Origin of the sequence: Geobacter anodireducens (assembly GCA_001628815.1) — a bacterium.
In the GTDB taxonomy this organism is placed as follows: domain Bacteria; phylum Desulfobacterota; class Desulfuromonadia; order Geobacterales; family Geobacteraceae; genus Geobacter; species Geobacter anodireducens.
In genome coordinates this window covers 1,095,673-1,111,551 of the sequence record CP014963.1, presented here as the reverse complement: position 1 = coordinate 1,111,551, position 15,879 = coordinate 1,095,673, and the positions used below count along the sequence as shown (strand labels likewise).

Sequence of the window (15,879 nt, the reverse complement as noted above, 5' to 3'; positions counted from 1 at the left end):
GTCAACCACGATCCCGGAACGCCCCATGTCCGACAAGGCACGCTGGCTTCTCATACTCTGCCTGGCGCAGATATTCATCATGCTGGTGTTCATCAACTACTCGGCCGTGCTCCCGCTGCTCAAGGCCGAATGGGGGATGAACAACACCATGGCGGGGTCGGTCTTTTCCGTCTACCAACTGGGCTACATCGCGTCGGGGGTGATCCTGTCGGCCCTCACCGACCGGCTCAACACCAAGCGGATCTTCATCGGCGCGGCCCTCTGGTCGGGAACGGCGAACCTCCTGTTCGGCCTCTACGCCCATGACTACGCCTCCGCCATGGTCCTACGCGCCCTGACCGGCATCGGCATGGGGGGCACCTACATGCCGGGGCTGAAGCTGGTGGCGGAGCGGTTCGAGCCGTCCAAGCGGGGGCGTGCCGTGGGGATCTACGTGGGGGCGCTGGTGCTGGGGGCATCCCTGTCGCTGGCGTTGACCGGGGCCGTGGCTTCGGTGGCGGGCTGGCGGGTTGCGATTCTCGTCTGCTCGGCCGGGGTCTACCTGGGCGCGGGGCTCTCCCTGATCGTCTTCCGGGGATACGAGCCGGTCCGGCACGTGACATCAGACCAGACCTTCCAGAAGGAAATCGTGCGCAACAAGCCGGCGTTTCTCATGATTCTGGGCTACGGCTCGCACATGTGGGAGATGTACGGCATGCGGAGCTGGCTGGCGCCGTTCTTTACGGCGTCGCTGGTGCGGCAGGGGATCGACCAGGGGGCGGCCACCGGCTGGGCTGCCACCGCGGCGGCAGCCATCGTCGGCATCGGCACCTTTTCCACGGCCATCACCGGCACCCTCTCGGACCGGCTGGGCCGGACCCGGACCATCACCCTGGTCATGCTCGGCAGCGCTCCTTGTCCTTCCTCTTCGGCTGGCTGGTCAACGTCTCTCCGTACCTGGCCGTGGCCGTGGGGCTGGCCTACGGCTATCTCATCGTGGCCGAGTCGCCGGTTTTCTCCACCGGCCTCACGGAGCTGGTGGCCCCCGGCTACCTGGGGGCGGCCATGGGGCTCCAGTCGCTGGTGGGCTACTCGCTGGGCATGATCTCGCCCACGGTGTTCGGCTGGGCGCTGGATCTCTGCCGGGGGTGGGAGCCCTTGCCCGGGGTGAGCGGCGAGTGGGGGATCGCCTTTGCCACGGCCGGCGCGGGCGCACTCACGGGGCCCATCTTCATGTGGCTGCTGCGCCGCTGCCCCGAGAGCTCGCGCATGGCCGGAGGCCGAAGGTGAACCGGCTCTCCCTGTTCCAGAAGATCCTGCTGGCCATGCTGACCCTGTCGCTGGTGCCGCTGCTGGTCTCTTCGGCCATCCTGGCCCTGAACCTGGGCAACGTGCGGGAAACCCTTGCCGACCGGATCGCCGATGCCGCGGACCGGCAGGCATCCGAAAGCCTGCGCCTGCGGGCCGAGCAGGTGGCCGAGGGCATAGCCGGCTTCCTGCAGGACTGCGAGGCCGATCTGAAGCTCTGCGTCACCCTCCCCCGCACCCCCGGGATCCTGACCGCCTTCTACGAGAGCCGCCACGGCGAGGTCTGGCGGCGGGACGGCACCGCCGCGGCCCCCCGGGAGGTGCGGGAGTCGATCCCGCGCTACGCCTCCCTGGCCGTGATCGATGCCCACGGCCGGGAAACCCTGGTGATCCGCGAAGGGTCCATCGTGCCCGAAAGCGGGCTGCGCACCGTGGCAGATCCCGCCCGGACCGAGTTCCTGCGGGAGGATTACTTCCAGCGCGCCCGACAGTTGAAACGGGGCGAAATCATCGTGACGCACGTCACCGGCTTCCACGTGGGCAAAGACGAGCAACTGGCCGGCGCCCGGGAACCGGAGGACGCCTACGGCGGAAGGGAATTCCGGGGCGTGATCCGTTTCGCCACCCCGCTGTTCGACAAGCGGGGCCGGTTCGACGGGGTCATGGTCCTGTCCCTCGACCACCGCCTTCTGATGGAATTCTCCCAGCACATCAGCCCCGGCCAGAACCGGGCTGTGGTCTTCCCCTCCTACCGCAGCGGCAACTACGCCTTCATCTTCGACGACGAAGGATGGATCATCACCCATCCCAAGTTCTGGGACATCCGGGGGGTGGACGCCGACGGCATCCTGGTCCCCCCCTACACGAAGAACTCCCCCCCCGCCGACGTCGAGGCGGGCCGCATCCCCTTCAACCTGGACCACGCCGGCTTCATTCACCCCAACTACCCCCGGGTGGCCCAACTGGTGCGGGAGCGCCAGTCGGGCTACGTGGACATCACCAACGTGGGGGGGGCCAAGAAGATCATGGCCTTCGCGCCGATCCCCTACTCCACCGGCGACTACAAGCGCCACGGCATCTTCGGGGGGGTAACCATCGGCTTCCAGGCGGACCAGTTCCACGAAACGGCCCGGGCCGGCGCCGCGGTCATCAACCTCCAGCTCAGGGAACACCTGCGGCTCTCGGCCATCATCGTGGCCGCCACGTCCCTGATGGTGGTCATCTGCGCCTGGCTCCTCTCCCGGGGCGTCACCCGCCCCCTGGCCCTGCTGACCGACGGGGTCAGGCGGCTGGCGGGGGGCGAATCCGGCGCCACGGTGGAGGTGGCCGCGCGCGACGAAGTGGGCGAGCTGGCAGACACCTTCAACCGGATGGCCGACGAGCTGGAGCTCCGCAAGAACAGGCTCCTCAAGACCCTGGAGGAGCTGGAGGAATCGCGGCGGCACATGATGGATGAGCGCAACTTCAAGGAAAGCGTTCTGGAAAGCATCTCCAGTGCCATCATGACGCTGTCGCCCGAGGGGCTGCTCACCTCCATCAATGGCACCGGCACGCGCCTGCTGGGGCCGGCAGCGGTCATCGGCGCCCCCTACCAGAAGGTGTTCAGCCAATGGAGCGACATGACCGGCCGGATCGCCGCTGCCCTGGCCGGCCGGCGCGAGTACGGACGCGAGCCGCTCGTGCTCGGGGCCGACGGCAAGGAGCGGCATTTCGAGGTGGGCTTCTTCCCCATCTATGCCGACCGCTCCGGCGGGCTCACCGTCACCATCCGGGACGAGACCGAGAAGGAGAGCTTCCGGGAGGAGATGACGCGGCTGGACCGGCTGGCCTCCCTGGGCAAGCTGGCCGCCGGCATCGCCCACGAGGTGCGCAACCCGCTCACGGGGGTGTCGCTGCTCCTGGACGACCTCCACGACCGGGCCGGGCTCGACCCCGAAAGCCAGGCAATGATGGGCAAGGCGCTCCAGGAGATCGAGCGGGTGGAGCGGCTCGTGGCCGGGCTGCTCAACTTCTCATCCCCGCCCAAGGCATTCCTGCGGGAGGCCGACCTGAACCGCGTCATCCAGGATACGCTCCTGCTCCTGCGCCGGGAGTGCGAGAGCCGGAACGTGGCGCTCGGCTTCGAGCCCGGCGACGTGCCGGTGTTCCGCATCGACGTGGAAAAGGTGCGGCAGGCCCTCCTGAACCTGGTGAAAAACGCCCTGGAGGCCATGCCCGATGGCGGGTCGGTCCGGGTGGCCACCGGCGTTGACGGCGACACTGCCGTGATAACGGTTGCCGACACCGGCCCCGGCATCGCCGGAGACGACCTGCCCCTCATCTTCGAGCCCTTCTTCACCCGCAAGGGGGCGGGCACCGGCCTGGGGCTCTCCATCACCCAGCGCATCGTCGAGGAGCACCACGGCAGGATCAGCGTGGAAAGCAGCGCCGGGGCAGGAACGACCTTCACCATCGTCCTCCCCAGACATGGCGTCTAGGACGCCTGTCGGACTCAGCAGGCTGTTGCAAAACGTTATGAGGAGGCCGGGATGCCCGGCGCACGAGAGCGAAAAGGCGAGGCATACCCATCGGTACGTTGAGCTTTTGAGCGAACGGCACCATGTGCGGAGCACATTGGACAGCCAAAGCTGCCCGAAGGACGAGGCCGTATGGCCGAGTCAGCACCACAGACCGGCCCCGCAATAGTTTTTCAGGGCGGATCGGCTGCGAATCCGGTCGGGTGGTCCATATCCCGCCGCGTTATCGGTCAATAGAACAACTAGTGGCTCCAAAAATCAACGAAACCTGTCCTTGCCCAGCCGAATTTCCGCTATGATCTCCCATGTCCGGCAGGCTCCTCGTATCCCGTGTTGCCCGCCTGACGTGTTCCCTCTTTTTTTTCGCTGCCGCCTCCGCGCCCGGAACAACATTAACGTAACCCAAGAATATCATTAATCAAGTGTCACATGTTACACAAGTGTACGTAACAGAACTGTATCTCATGAAACAGGCCCGTATCCGTGCTGCCCCCGCCCGGCCGCCCCACCGGCGCCGCCAACCGCCTGATATTGCTCGCCGTACAAAAAAAATGCCCGGAGAATAAATCTCCGGGCCAATTGAAAGGAGCCTTCCCGCCTTGTCGTGTGGAGGGCTTTGTTATTTCATTAGCAACTATCTTACCACTCTGAACACCTGGATGCGGTTATTGTTCCTGTCGGCGATCACCACGTCGATGTCGTTCTCCTCGCTGATGCAGAGTTGCGACGGATAGTGGAGGAACGAGTTCTTCCAGCCCATGTTGAGCTGACGGCCCTGGAAGGAGCCGTCCTGGCCGAGGGTGACGACGGCATTGCCGGTCTGGTCGAGGATGAAGATCTTCCCCTGCTTGTCGGTGGCAATGCTGGAGGGGAACTGGAGATACTCCTTCATCCCGTCGGTCTGGGGCTTGAAGGCGGTTTCGCCGCGGGCGGCCGCATAGACCCTGGACGCCACGCTGTCCAGGAGAAGCGTGGTCCCGCCGGCGCTGACCGCCAGGTCTGAGATGAAGCGATACCCCTCGGGGAACGGCATCTGCGACTGGAAGGTGCCGGCCGCATCGGTGACGATGACCCGCGCCCCGAAGATGTCGAGGATATGGATGTTGTCCTTGTCGTCCACGCGGATGCCGCGGGGGGCGATGGCGGCCGGCGCCGGAACCCCCTTCAGATCCAGGTAGCCGGCAAAGCTCCCCTCGGGCGAGAAGTGGGCGATGCGGCGGAGCTTACCGTCGATGACCAGGATGTCCCCCTTGGAGGTCAACTGCACCTTGGTGGGGTACGGCACCTGCTCTGCCTTGATCTCGGTGCCGCCGCGCACCGAGCCGTTCTCGATGCTGTAGCTCAGCAGCCGTCCGCCGCCGGTGTCGGAAACCACCAGGTGCCTCTTGCCGCAGGCTATCCCCTCGGGGGCCTTCATGGTCCCCCCCTTCTCATCGTTGAACTCGGTAGTCAAGTGCTTGAGCTTGATGGCGTCGGCGCCCAGGGCCGGCGATGCGAGCGCTCCTGCAAGGGCAAGCATGGTTATGATCGTTTTTGCCATGGAATCACCTCTTGTACTGTTCGTGGCACTGGACGCAGAGGTCGCTGGTCTTGGGATAGTAGAGCATCTTCTTGAACTCGGTCCCGTGGGCGTCGTGGCAGCTCACGCACAGGATCGGGATGTTCTTGTTGCGCGGATCCCGGAACTTCTCGCCGATGGGGTGGGTCGAGTGGTGCGCCCAGTCGTGGCAGTCGGCGCAGAGTTCGATATCCAGCGACTTCCTGGTCAGGAAGAGGTAGTTGGATGAGTGGGGGTCGTGGCACGCCGTGCACTGGCCGTTCTTGACCGGCTCGTGGGGCGATGCCACCTTTTCCTGACGCTTCATGTTGTCCACGTGGCAACTGTTGCAGAGCACGGCCATGGGCTGGCGCAGGATGCCCTTCTGCTTGCCCGCGTGGGGGTTGTGGCAACTGAGGCAGCCCTGCTTGCTCAGCAGCGGGCCGTGGACCCGGTTCAGCCCGAAGGTGGTGTTGACCATGTCGTTATGGCAGCCGCGGCACAGATCGGTGCCGGTCTTCTTGGTGGCCAGCGGGTTCGGCGAGGTGGCCTCCTCGTGGCACTGGTTGCACATGCGGGTTGCCACCGGCTTGTGGACCGTGTTGTAGAGGATGCCCGGGTTGTCTGAGCCGTGGGGGTCATGGCACCCGGTGCAGCGGGCATTGGCCACCGGATAGTTCATGTGCTTCTTGGCGAACATGGGCCGGTCGGTCTTGTGGCAGCCCACGCAGAGCGGGATGATATCGTTCTTCAGCAGGTACGGGTTCTTGGCCGATGAGTGGGGATCGTGGCAGTTGAGGCACCCCTGGGCCACGGGCATGTGGCGGTACTTGACCTTGGACAGGGTGGCTCCCATCTCCTTGTGGCACTCGAAGCAGAGCTCGTTCCCACCCTTGAGCAGGTTCTCCTTGTTGGGGGCCGAGTGGGGATCGTGGCACTTCATGCAGCTCCCCTCGCCCACCACCTTGTGGACGCTCCTGGCGCCGGAGGGCACCACCGACGAGTGGCAGCGGTAGCAGACCCCGCCGTTATCGGCGGAGAGCAGCTTGCCGTGGGTCGAGGTATGGGGGTTGTGGCAGCCGGTGCACTCCCCCTTTTTCAGGGGGGTGTGCACGAAGGGCTTGGACATCTTCTCCTTGAACGCCGCGTGGCAGTTGAAGCAGAGCTTGCCGGTGGCATCCGGCTTGAGCTTGAATTTGAGCGCGTTGTCCTGGGCGAGCGCAAAGGATGCGCCCAGAATGACAAGCACCGCGCAGAGCGTGTAAAGATATGTGCGATATGCGTGCATGGGAGCTCCTTTTACTGTTTTCCTGTCACGTGGCAATCAGAGCACGAACGCGAAGCAAAGGGGGCGTGCATCACCTTCTTGAAGAACTTCGGGTCCTTGGAACTGTGCGGATCGTGGCAGTTCATGCAGTTCATCACCGTGGCGGAGATCCCCAGGTGAGCGTCCGCGAACGGCTTACGGTCGTAGGAGTGGCACTGGCCGCACAGGGCCACGAGCTGTTCGGTGAGCAGCGAGGGCTGGCCCGCGTTGTGGGGCTTGTGGCAGGTCTGGCAATCCTGCTCCGCAGGCGTGTGAACCTTCTCGCTGGCAAACCGCTCCTTGGTCCCCTTGTGGCAGGACACGCAGAGGTCGGTCCCCTGGGCGAGCAACAGCTTGTTGAGCTTCGCCTTGTGGGGGCTGTGGCACTTGGTGCAGTCCCCTCCCCGGAACGGGGCATGGGAGCTCTTGGCGGCCTTGTCGCCCTGCGCCAGTGACGTGTGGCAGCCGAAGCAGAGCTTCGCCTCGTTGTCCACGATCATCCCCCGCACGTTGCTGCCGTGGGAATCGTGGCAGGTGAGGCACTGGCCGCCGTTGAACGGCATGTGGCTGGAGCCGCCCGACTCGGCCTTCATCAGGTCCGCGTGGCAGGGGGCGCAGAGCTGCGGCACGGTGTTCTTGAGCAGGTTCTTTTCGGCCGAGCCGTGGGCGCCGTGGCACGATACGCAGTCGGCGTTCATGACCGGCTTGTGGGTGAAGGTCTTCTTGAATTTGGTCTCGGCATCGGTGTGGCAGCCGTAGCAGACCGTATCGGCCCGCTCCTTGAGCATGGCGGCGAAGTTGGTGCCGTGGGGGTCATGGCAGGAGCTGCAGTCACCGCCGTTGAAGGGCACGTGCTGCACCTTGTTCTTGAGCCTTCCTTGGTCTTGGCGTGGCACGAGTAGCAGAGATCCGAGCCGGCCAGGGTGAGCAGTCCCTTGTTGGGAGCCGCGTGGGGCCGGTGGCAGGAGAGGCACCCCTTCTTGTCGCCGGTGATGACCTTGTGGGGCACGGCAACGCGCAGGTTCTTGTCCTTGTGGCACTCGAAGCAGAGGTTGTTGCCGTCGGCCGTGAGCAGTTTCGCGAACTCGGAGGTGTGGGCCCGGTGACAGGAGAGGCAGTCGCCGCTCTTGAACGGCGCGTGCTCGACCACCCCGCCAGCCCCCTTGAGCATGGCCGCATCGTGGCACTGGTAGCAGAGCTCGCTCCCCTTCTGGGTCACCCCGAAGGCTCGGGCCCGCCGGCCGGATTGTGGCAGCCGTCGCAGCCGCCCGTGGCAACGGGGTTATGGGCGCTGGAGCGGAGGAGCTTCTTGCCGGTGGACGAGTGGGGGTTGTGGCAGATGGTGCAGCGCTTGTTTTCCACCGGATAACCGCCGTGGGCCTTCTTGAAGCTGCCGGCGCCGCTGTCGTGGCAACCGAGGCAGATCTTCGGCTCCTTGTCCCTGAGGAGGTTGTCCTCGGTGGAGCTGTGGGCCGCGTGGCAGGAGCCGCAGCCCTTTTTCGTGATGGCGCCGTGGATGGTCCCCTTCTCGTAATCCTCCTTCTTGTGGCAGACGTAGCAGGACTCCGGCCCGTCACCCTTGAGCAGGTGCGGGGTGGTGGAGGCGTGGGGATTGTGGCAGAGGGTACATTTCCCCTGGCGCAGGGGGGTGTGCACCTTGGGCTTGTCCAGGCCGATCTTGTCCCGGCCGTGGCAGTCGAAGCAGAGCTGGTTGCCGTCCTTCTTGAGCAGCAGTTTCGGCACGATGCCGTGGCGCAGGTGGCAGTCCTCGCACTTCTGCTCCTTGACGATGGTGTGGATGTACTTCATGGAGAGGTACTTGTCATTGAACTTGCCATGACAGTCGACGCATTCCTTGCGGGCGAACTTTTTCGCCGCCTGCGCCGGGCTCTCCGACAGGTGAAGAATGAGCCCCCCCACCAGGAGGGTCACCACCAGGAATAAGAGTTGTCGTTGTGCATGCACGGTGCGCATAGCTCCTCCAGTCCGTTAAAACTCGGCGAAAATCTTGACGTCCGACGCCTTCCTCAGCTTGTCCGCCCACTCAACGATCAGCTTGTTGAGCTGTTCCGACTGGACGTTCTTCCTGATGGCGGCCTCAACCTCGGGGAAGGGCTGCACCTGCTCGGGGATCACGTTGCGGACCAGAATGACGTAGTTGAAGCCGTTGGGATCCGAGTAGACGCGGTATTCACCGGTCTGGGCACCGGTGATGACCTTGTTCAGCCCCTCGGGCAGGGTCTTGAGGGTGACCGGCACGTCCTCGAACTGGATGACCCCGGCGGCCTTGGCATCCACGTGGCCCTCGGCGTTCTCCTTGAACCACTTGAAATCCATGCCCTGGCGCAGCTTTTCCGCGGCGGACTGGGCCGCGTTCTGATCGTTGAAGGCAATGCCGTCCAGCACCACCATGATCGGGTAGGAGTACTCGGACTTGTGCGCCTCGTAGTAGGCCTTCAGCTCATCCTCGGTTACCTTCACGTCCGGGCGGATGACCTTTTCCACGAAATGGCCGAAGATCACGGAGTCCTGGTAGTCGGCGACCTTGTCCAGGTATTCCTTTTTCTTGTCAAAGCCCTTGTCGCGGCCCTCTTTCTCAATGGCCCGCGTTGCCAGGATCTCGAACAGCAGGGAGTCCTTGGCCTTGTTGACCTTCTTCTGGTCGATGGCCATGTCCACCCCGTGGTAGAACTTCATCCGGATCGCCTCGGCCAGGTCGGCCACGGTCACCGGCTTCTCCCCCTTGATGGTGGCCAGGGGGCGCTTGTCCTCCAGGAATTTGGTGAATGCCGCCTTGTCCTTCTCGAAATCGAGCGACTTGATCAGCTTCTTGTCCTGCTTGAGATGCTTCTCGATCAGGTCGGAGCGGTATTTTTCAAGGGCCTTGAAGCGGGCCGCGGTGAGCACTTCCTTTTCGGCCTTCTCCTTCAGCCTCGGGTCGTCGGAATGCTTCACGGCATCGAGCCGGAACAGCATGGCCCCCTTCTGCATGTCGATCACCGGGCCCACGGAGCCGGGCTTCAGCGAATCGATGATCTTCACGATATCGGGGTGGATGTGCTCGTACCTCAGCTTCTCATTCTGCTTGGCCTCGGCGCGCTTCTCCTTGACCTCCGCGGCCATCAGATCGTCAAAGGACGTGCCGTTGTCCAGGGCCTTGCGGGCCTTCTTGGCATCCGCCTCATCCTTGAAAATGAGGGTAGAGAACGTCCACTCCACGTTGAGCTGGCCGTAGCGCTTCTCCACCTCCTTGGGATCGGGCCGCATGTCCTTCACGTGATCCTTGAGCACCATTTCGCGCAGGAGTTTGCGGGAAAAGGTATCGATCATCTCCTTGGGCTGCTCCTGCTGGTCAAGGCCGATGTTGCGCCCTTCCTGGATGATGAGCTTGGAGGTGATGATCCGGTTGAGGATATCCGTAAAGTTCCGGCGGGGGGCCTGCGTTCCTTCCGCCATCCCCTCGTGTACCGTTTCAAGGGAAGCATTCAGGTCGTTGACGGTGATCGGCTCGTCGTTGACCGTTGCCACGGGGAATTCGGCAAACAGCGGCGAGAACAGGGGCACCTTCACCCTGATCGTCATCACGTCGGCCGATGCCGGCGCGGCTTCCACGTTTTCCGGCTTTGCCGTAGAGCCGGCATATCCCGCCACCGGAGCTCCCGCGGCAATGCATGCTACCATCAGCGTAACCAAAGACTTCTTCATCAGACTCCCCTTTCTCTCCATGCAGGTTGTGGCCGCGCCGGGCACTCCGCTCCGGCCGGCCGTCAGGACGATTGGCACTACGAAATTCCGTTACGGGCTCATCAATATCCGTTCGAGCTCTTCCGGGCTCATCCGCGGCGGCGTCATCTTCACTTCGCGGGTATCCTCGACCATGACCCCCAGCAGGGCCCTCATCATCCCCTCGGTCAGGACATTGGCGGTGGAGATCCTGCGCCAGTCGTAGAAGAAAACACCGTCATCCCCGGTGTTCCTGCTCTTGGTGGCCCAGACCACCATCTTGCTGGAGCGCTCCAGCAGTTGCAGCGAAAAATCCACCCTGGGCCGGCCGGAGCCGCTGGGCATGTCCCGGTACTCGAAGACCCGGCCCGTGAGGATGAAATCGGTTTCCAGGTTGTTGGCCAGCAGGTCCGCCGCGGGCAGGGAAATGCCGTTCTGCATGATGATCCTCATGGCCAGCATCTTGCCCCGGATGACCCCCGGCTCGAGCACGGACAACATCGTGGACGACGCCAACTGCTTCACCACGTGCAGCACCATGATCTCCCCGGCATAGGTGCGCTCGCTCTCGTTGAAGAACGGCAGGACCGCCACGCTGTAACGGCGCTTGGGGTCCAGCGCCATGAAGCGGTACGCCTCCTTGGGCCGGAACCGCCCCTCCCAGCCGGAGGGAGGAACCGCCTTCCCGGCCAGATTCTGCAGCATCGACCCGGACAGGCGGTCAAGGGCCCGGTTCCACAGGACCGACGGGTCTTCCACGATGCCGATCCCCAGGATTCCCGGGGCATCGTCCCCGGCCATCCCCACGCTGTCCATCCAGAGGATCTCCGGCTTTTCCCCGGTGGCAACGAGGCGGGCAACCAGGGACACCTTGGGGGGGCTCACCTCGCTGTAGTACTCCAGGGTCATGATGAGCACCGCATCCACCCCGGCCCTGGCCTTGAACGCGGTGGCCGTTTCCAGATCGAGGCCGCCGGTGTAGCGGATGCGCTGCTGCTCCATGAACCGCCGCAGATCCGCCTCGTCCATGATGCGCATCCCGCTCTGCCGGAGCCGCTCCGTAATGCCGCTGCGCATGGCCGCCAGGGGCGCGTCGGCGCCGCTCAGGTCCTCCATTGGGTAGACCGCCACCAGCGGCCCGTCCGTCCGGCCGGCCTCCACGGGAAGCCGCGCGCATCCCGCCGCCAGGAGAAGCAGCACCAGCGGCAGCAGTGCGAGCAGTCTATTGGAACAGCTTCGAAATGAGATCATCGACCGCTTTCTCAGTCACATCGTTGAGGGGCCTGCCGCCGCCGCCGAGAAGGCGGTCCGTGAACCCGATCCCCCCCTCCGTGGCCGATGCGGACCAGACGACCCTCCCGGTCTGGGCCTCCATAACCTGGAGGCTCAGGGAGATCACGTCGGCCATGGACGAGCCCGAGCGGACGTCGCCGTACTCCCGGACCATGCCCGTGATGACCGCGTCGGCCTTGATCATCTTGGCCAGCTTCACCACCTCCTCGGGCGTGGGGGCGGTGGGGTTCATGACGCCGGCCACCCCCGTCACCCGGCTGACCTCGCCCACGGGGATGACGTACAGGGCCCCCGTGGCCAGCAGCTTGGTGTTGAACACGTCCCGGACCCGCTCCGCGGCCTGGGTATCCTTGGACAGGTTGCCGAAGGGCATCACGGCCACGCTCTGGATCGACCCGAAGTCCATGTTGGGGTCCCGGAAATGCTCCACGTGGGAACAGCCCTGCATCAGCAGGAGCGCGACGAGGCCGAAGATTCCGCAGAATGCCCGTATCAGGCGCCGGTGTGGGTGACGAATCGTGATCTCATATATGCCCTCTCTCCGTGGAAGTCAGAACGCGAATCTCAGGGTGCTGCTGAAGGTGCGCGAGTCGGACGACTGGCTGACCGACGTGCTCTTCAGGTACAGATAGGACACATCCAGGTAGGAACCGCCCCGGATGTTCCAGCGCAGGCTCGGCACGATGGTCCGGTCCTTCTGGTTGGCGGACGAATTGTACGCCTCGTTGTAGGAAAAGCTCAACTGCAGGGCGCCGTCCCGGAACGGGGACCAGGTTCCGCCGATGTTCCGGGTGGTGACCATGTCCTTGTTCTTTTCCATGATGACGCCAAAGGCCCCGAACAGGTAAACGGAGCGCAGCGGGTTAAAGGCCGCCGACAGGTCGCCGCGGTGGGTGAAGGTGGAGTTGTCGGGCAAGCCGCCGCCGGTCTGATCGGTCATGTTGCCGGAATAGCTCACGTTCACCGTCAGGGTCGAGTGGGGCAGCAGGGTGAGGCCGAAGGTGATGATGGTGGTATTGGTCTTCTGGCCCGACTCGGCGGTGGCCATGCTGTAGCCCCCGTTCAGGTTCACGTCCACTCCCCGGTAGAGGGTGGCGCTGTTGTTGAGGAACAGCGAATTGGTGTCGCTCTTCCTCCCCGCGACCTCCTCGTTGCGGCCGCTGAAGACCAGGCTGTGCATTAGCGTGGGGAGCGGGGTGGCCGTCAGCAGGGTGCTGTAGATGTAGGAGACGCGGGCGCCCTGGTTCTCCTTGGAGTCCTCCCGGGCGAACCGGGCGCTGGCCGAGAGGTACTGGTTGAACCGGTGGCTCGCGGAGAGGCCGTTCGACAGGATGTACCGGGAGGTGGAGATGAAATCCGAGTCGCTCCGGTCGTAGTAGTAGCTCAGTTCGTAGTTCAGGTTCGGGTTCTCCAGAATCCGCACCCGCATGTTCGTGTCGAGCACGTGGGAAAGCTGGGTCGTGGTACGCCGCTGCACCTCCTCGAACTGGACGAATGCCTCCAGTTCGGTCACCTGGATGTCGGTCAGGTTCGCGGTGGGGTCCCTCGACGAAACAGTGCCCAGGGGCAGGGGCGAGGTAACGACCTTCAGGTACCGGGAGGTGGCGCCGGAAAAGCTCAGCTCGTAGAACCAGCCGGTGCCCGCCTCGTTGCTCCTGAACGGGGCCGTGGGCAGGAGCTGCACCAGGGTCCAGTTCAGGTTGTCGCTACTGGTGTAGATCGTCCAGGAGAACCGGTTGTCGATGTCCGGGGGGAGGTCCGTGTTGAGCCAGACGCGGATGCGGTTCACGGACACTGCGCCGCCGAAATCGAAGCCCAGGTTCCGGGGCCTGATGTCGCCCCCCACCGGCTGGATGCCGATATTGACGGCGCTCCCCGTGTTCAGGTTCCCGTCCACCAGCGCCGGGTTGGCGGCCAGGGTGACCAGCAGGGGCGTATCGGTCAGGGCCGACAGGCCGGCCGTGGGAAAGAGCCGGAACAGGGCGCTGTTGGTCTCCTGGGACGAGATGTTGTAGTTGGCGTACAGGGTGACCCGGTCCTGCCAGAACTGATCGTTGTAGGTCACCCGGCCGGTGTGGGTCAGGACCGTGGCGTTGTTCCGGGTCAGGTTGTCCGTGGCATCGGTGTAGAGGCCCTGGTAGTTCAGCTCCAGTTGATCCACCGGCTTGTAGCGGGAGCCCAGGTTGTACGAATTGAGCACCACGTCCTGGAACGCCCGTTCGGAATCATAGGAATTGGTCCGCGTGTAGAGGAACTCCAGGGAGGGGAGCCCCTCGGGCCTGAGGCTCAGCTTGGCGTTATAGTTCTCGTGGATGATGTTGGACGAGCCGACCCCCTCGGTATCGGCGATCTCCTGGCGCCGGTTGTAGCCGAGCCCCGCGGAATAGAGGGGGGTGCCCAGGGTCAGGTCCAGGAAGGGGCTCACCTTCAGCAGGGTGGTATCGAGCTGGGTGTCGTTCAACTCCGCACTGGTCATGGTGTAGTCAACGGTGCCGCCGCCCGTGAAGCGGAGGGTCGGGTAGAGCATCCGGTCCAGGGACAGGTTGTAGCGCTGAAGGATCGAGCTGCTCTTGGTGGACGTGGTCACGTTGCCGGCATCCGTCGACTGGGTATCGGACGTGACGTAGCCCAGCTCCAGGAACCCCCGGAGCCCCTCGGCCCCTGCCGCGGCCGGAAGCAACGCGGCCGCGAGTGCCGCTGCCGCCATGACCCTCCGGAGTATCCGCATCCCGTTGCCCACGCTCCGCCTTACCTTTCGCCCGCCACGACCACGCGGTAGGGCTCGTCGCCCACGTCGATCTGCGCGACCTCCCTCTTGCCCACCAGGCCGATGAACTGCAGCCGCTTCGAGCCGGAGAGGAGGGCCAGGAGATTGTTGTGCTCGCCGTCGATGGTCAGGTACGAGGGGCTGCCCCCGCCGGTGATGAAATTGCCCGGAAGGAGCGAGAAGGGGTCGAAGACGTCGATCACGGAGTCGCCCCGCTTGGCGATATAGATCTGGTCGGTAGAGGTATCGATCTTGATCGTCCGCGCCCCCATCCCCACGTAGACCCGCTTGGCCGTGCTCCGGGTGGTGAGATCGATATCGACCAGGTAGGGGGAGAGCTCGTGGATGACCAGCAGCCGGTCGCCCCTTCGGTTCAACTGCGCCCAGAGCGGCGAGGTTTCGGTAGGCAGCGTGGCGACCACCGCGCGCCGCGCGATGTCAACCACCGACACCGAATTGGACAGGGTATTGAGCACGTAGGCCGTGCGTCCCAGCCGGTCCACGATCACGGCGCCGGGCCTGCTCCCCACGATGACCCGAGCCAGTTCCGACTGGGAGGCCGGGTCCACGAAGCTGAGCGTATTGGAGCCGCTGTTGGAGACCAGCAGGGTCCTGCCGTCGGGGGTCAGGGCCAGTTCGGCCGGGGCGTCGCCGATGCTGAGGCGGATGCGGGTCAGGGAATAGTCGGCCATCAGGTCGATGACCTCCACGGCGTCGTCGCCCGACAGGGCCACATAGGCCCGCCGCGCCGCCTGGTCGAAGACGATGCCGGCCGGGGCCCGCCCGGTCTCGATGAACTCCGTGACCCGGGCCTCCCGCTTGTCAAACACCGCAATGGTGTTGGCCCCCTTGTTGGTGACGAAGCCCGTGAGTCCCCACAGGGGCCGCCCGGGGATCTCGGCCTTGAAGACCGGCGAGAAGCTGAAGCGCTTGCTGACCGATGCCTCTTCATCCAGCGTGAGGGAGACGAGGACCGCCTTCTGGGGCTCCACCACGAAGGGGAATTCGATCATGACCGGCTTCTCGGGCGGCAGCAGGGCCATCCGCCCCTCGTCGGTCTTGATGCCCGCCCCCGCAATCCGGAACGACAGGCCGCTGTACCGCCCCCCCGGCAGGATCGCCGACCCCAGCATCCGCTGCCACTTCATGGTGGCGGGGGTCGCCTCGGTCAACCTGAGGGTGAGGGGTATCTCCGTGCCGTCGTTTTTGATCGCCGAAACCCCCGCCACGGTGAAATCGAGCCGGTTGGCGTCCCGGGGGAAGGGCTCCAGGTAGAGGAACAGCTCACCCTCGGCGAACAACTGGGGCTTGGCGACGACAACGGGCGCGTGGCAGCCGCTGCACGCCAGCACGGCGAGCACGGCGGCCCACAGGACGATGAGGAGGGCTGTCCCGCGGGACGTCATGCGCTTGGGAGGATTCTCGTTCATGGTGCTCCCCGATCCCCTAG

General features: G+C 64.6%; 8 protein-coding genes and 2 pseudogenes. 2 read left to right on the top strand and 8 right to left on the bottom strand.

What is annotated here, in order from left to right; all coding sequences use genetic code 11:
- Nucleotides 1-25: 25 nt before the first annotated feature.
- Together A2G06_05140 and A2G06_05135 are read left to right on the top strand one after the other, a co-directional pair.
- A pseudogene (locus A2G06_05140) lies at nt 26-1,269 on the top strand (MFS transporter).
- Nucleotides 1,266-3,764 (top strand): histidine kinase, encoded by a 2,499-nt coding sequence (locus tag A2G06_05135; GenBank protein ANA39829.1) that lies wholly within the window; start codon nt 1,266-1,268, stop codon nt 3,762-3,764. Before A2G06_05140 ends, A2G06_05135 begins: the two are co-directional and overlap by 4 nt.
- Before the next feature lie 673 nt (nt 3,765-4,437).
- Here A2G06_05135 and A2G06_05130 read toward each other — a convergent pair.
- The 8 genes and pseudogenes from A2G06_05130 to A2G06_05095 form a co-directional block, all read right to left on the bottom strand.
- Complete coding sequence (locus A2G06_05130) at nt 4,438-5,343, bottom strand: hypothetical protein (GenBank protein ANA39828.1); 906 nt, start codon at nt 5,341-5,343, stop codon at nt 4,438-4,440.
- A 4-nt stretch (nt 5,344-5,347) separates the two neighbouring features.
- Nucleotides 5,348-6,628: a cytochrome C gene (locus A2G06_05125; GenBank protein ANA39827.1), complete on the bottom strand. Its 1,281-nt coding sequence runs from the start codon at nt 6,626-6,628 to the stop codon at nt 5,348-5,350.
- 11 nt (nt 6,629-6,639) lie between these two features.
- Nucleotides 6,640-8,578: pseudogene (locus A2G06_05120) on the bottom strand (cytochrome C).
- Between the two features lie 57 nt (nt 8,579-8,635).
- Complete coding sequence (locus A2G06_05115) at nt 8,636-10,351, bottom strand: hypothetical protein (protein ID ANA41600.1); 1,716 nt, start codon at nt 10,349-10,351, stop codon at nt 8,636-8,638.
- Between the two features lie 90 nt (nt 10,352-10,441).
- On the bottom strand, nt 10,442-11,620 hold the full coding sequence (locus tag A2G06_05110) for a hypothetical protein (protein ID ANA39826.1): 1,179 nt from the start codon (nt 11,618-11,620) through the stop codon (nt 10,442-10,444).
- Entirely contained in the window at nt 11,592-12,158 is a 567-nt protein-coding gene (locus A2G06_05105) for a penicillin-binding protein activator LpoB (protein ID ANA39825.1), read from the bottom strand. Before A2G06_05105 ends, A2G06_05110 begins: the two co-directional genes overlap by 29 nt.
- 54 nt (nt 12,159-12,212) lie before the next feature.
- Entirely contained in the window at nt 12,213-14,390 is a 2,178-nt protein-coding gene (locus A2G06_05100; GenBank protein ID ANA41599.1) for a hypothetical protein, read from the bottom strand.
- Nucleotides 14,391-14,410: 20 nt separating this feature from the next.
- A complete protein-coding gene (locus A2G06_05095) occupies nt 14,411-15,859 on the bottom strand; it encodes a YVTN family beta-propeller domain-containing protein (GenBank protein ID ANA39824.1) in 1,449 nt (482 codons plus the stop codon).
- Nucleotides 15,860-15,879: the final 20 nt, after the last annotated feature.

What these genes read in the sequence shown, in the direction of transcription:
- A2G06_05115 (ANA41600.1), bottom strand. Translation starts at nt 10,351, where the DNA reads ATGAAGAAGTCTTTGGTTACGCTGATGGTAGCATGCATTGCCGCGGGA.
- A2G06_05125 (ANA39827.1), bottom strand. Translation starts at nt 6,628, where the DNA reads ATGCACGCATATCGCACATATCTTTACACGCTCTGCGCGGTGCTTGTC.
- A2G06_05110 (ANA39826.1), bottom strand. Translation starts at nt 11,620, where the DNA reads ATGATCTCATTTCGAAGCTGTTCCAATAGACTGCTCGCACTGCTGCCG.
- A2G06_05095 (ANA39824.1), bottom strand. Translation starts at nt 15,859, where the DNA reads ATGAACGAGAATCCTCCCAAGCGCATGACGTCCCGCGGGACAGCCCTC.
- A2G06_05130 (ANA39828.1), bottom strand. Translation starts at nt 5,343, where the DNA reads ATGGCAAAAACGATCATAACCATGCTTGCCCTTGCAGGAGCGCTCGCA.
- A2G06_05100 (ANA41599.1), bottom strand. Translation starts at nt 14,390, where the DNA reads ATGCGGATACTCCGGAGGGTCATGGCGGCAGCGGCACTCGCGGCCGCG.